Annotated in this window: 2 protein-coding genes and 1 pseudogene; 2 read left to right on the top strand and 1 reads right to left on the bottom strand. The window is 36.0% G+C overall.

Features of this window, described 5'->3' with window-relative positions; all coding sequences use genetic code 11:
* Positions 1 to 360, top strand: a pseudogene (locus tag AC1DDX_RS17310) (hypothetical protein); the annotation flags it as partial.
* On the opposite strand, the gene AC1DDX_RS17305 reads toward AC1DDX_RS17310, so the two are convergent.
* Positions 300 to 803: a GNAT family N-acetyltransferase gene (locus AC1DDX_RS17305; RefSeq protein WP_337715933.1), complete on the bottom strand. Its 504-nt coding sequence runs from the start codon at positions 801 to 803 to the stop codon at positions 300 to 302. The pseudogene AC1DDX_RS17310 and the gene AC1DDX_RS17305 sit on opposite strands and share 61 nt — an antisense overlap.
* Before the next feature lie 125 nt (positions 804 to 928).
* Here AC1DDX_RS17305 and AC1DDX_RS17300 point away from each other — a divergent pair.
* Positions 929 to 1919, top strand: a 991-nt coding sequence (locus tag AC1DDX_RS17300) for a M20 metallopeptidase family protein (RefSeq protein WP_477622325.1), incomplete at its 3' end; no start/stop codon positions are given.

Raw genomic sequence — 1919 nt, 5'->3', positions numbered from 1 at the left:
GTATATCATGGTGCTAAAACGCAGTTTCCAAATTACGACTTGTTTGTAATTGATGCACATCAAAAGCCGGGTAAAGGTCAAATATCATCGGGTAATGAAACGATAAAAGTTCAAACTCTTTCTTTGTTGCAGGCAGGGCCAAAAGATGCAAATACGGGTATAAGCGGTTGGCGCTTTGAATGGGGAGCCACTGGTTTATGTCCTTTAGACGATGGGTTGTTTTATATTTCGCACAATAAAAAAAGCGAAGACGGACAGGAGCAGAGCACCATTTATAAATACAAATGGATAGGAGATGCTCAGAGCTCTTTTTCGAAAGCCAATCTTGAACTGCCCCTAAAGAATACTTCGCCACAGTAAATGTAACCTGCCTTTTCAAAAACATGCTTCATGGCTCCGTTATCAAAGTTGGTATCGGCTTTAACGCTGTGTATGTTGTTTCTTTGCGCAAAATCTTCAATGAAGTTCAACATCTTTCCCGATAAGCCTTTGCCAAGATAGTCTTCGGAAATTGCGACTCTGTGAAAGACAACAAAATCACCATCCGTTAACCATTTTCCTTTTATTTCTGCATAGGCAGGTTCGTCGTTAATTAGAATTGCACAATAGCCAGTAATGGTATCTCCATCGGCCATTACAAAACCAGCTCCCTTAGCTATGTCATTTTCAATTACTGTAGGGTTTGGATAACCATCCTGCCATTGGTTACTGCCATCTTCTTTTCTGCGCAGGATTGCTTTTTGCAGAATCACCCATATTTGGGGCAAATCATTTAATGTTGCTTTTCTAAAAACGTATTCCATAGTAATGCAAAGTTTGTTAAAAATATGCGTCTATACAACTCACAATGAAGAGGGAAATAAACTATGATATATCGGTAACTAATAGATCGATATTATATCTAATTTGTAAAACCAAACATTTAAACATGAAAATACAGCTTCTGTTGTTCTTATTATTAATAACCCTTAGCGGGTACTCACAAAACAAAAAAGAGGCTTTAACTCGTGAATTGGTTAGCGCTGAGACTGATAGGATTTATGAAAAGCTGGTGAAAATCAGAAGAGATATTTATGCAAACCCTGAATTGGCAGGGAATGAAAAACGTACTCAGGAGATCATAAAGAAATATTTACTGGATTTAGGCATCGAAGTTAAAACAGATACTTACGGGCATAGCATTATAGGTATTTTAAACGGAGAAAAAAAAGGAAAGAAGATAGCATGGAGAGCTGAAATGGATGCTTTACCAAATGGGCAGCATGGTTGTGGCCACGATGTACATATGGCAATTGGATTAGGAATAGCAGAAATACTTGCAAAAAATAAAGAGTCAATAAATGGAACGGTATATTTTATATTTCAACCAGAAGAAGAAACATTTGTTGGCGCAAAAAAAATGATTGAACAAGGCTTGTTTTCGATAATCAACCCCGATGAAATTTATAGTTTACATGTAACAGCATTGCCTGTGGGGCAAATTATGGTTAAACCAAATGAAATGTTTGCCTACCAAAAACGAATAAGAATTAAACTAAAAAATGAGCTATCCAAAGAGGAAGTTAAAGGGCTTACCAGGAAAATGTACAGTTCATTATCTCGCTCACAACTTAACAGTAAGCCCTGGGAAATACAACATATGAGTGACCCTAAAATAGGATTGATGAATCCGAATACAATCTTTAAGGACTACATGATTGTGGATGATAAATTTAATATCTACTCAGAGAAAGACGAGCTTTTTTTAGAAACATATTTATACGAGACAAATCAATCGAACCTCCAAAAAATCATACCTAAAATTGAACAGTTAATTGGAGAAGAAAGATATAAAGATAAACTGCTTTCTATTTCATTTATACAGGAAAATCCAACTGTAGTTAATGATGAGAAATTGACCAAAAGCGCAATAAAAACAC

This window comes from Pedobacter sp. 10L46_2, assembly GCF_056395165.1.
Note: the sequence above shows the minus strand (reverse complement) of the source record. Positions and strands in the feature narration are given on the sequence as shown.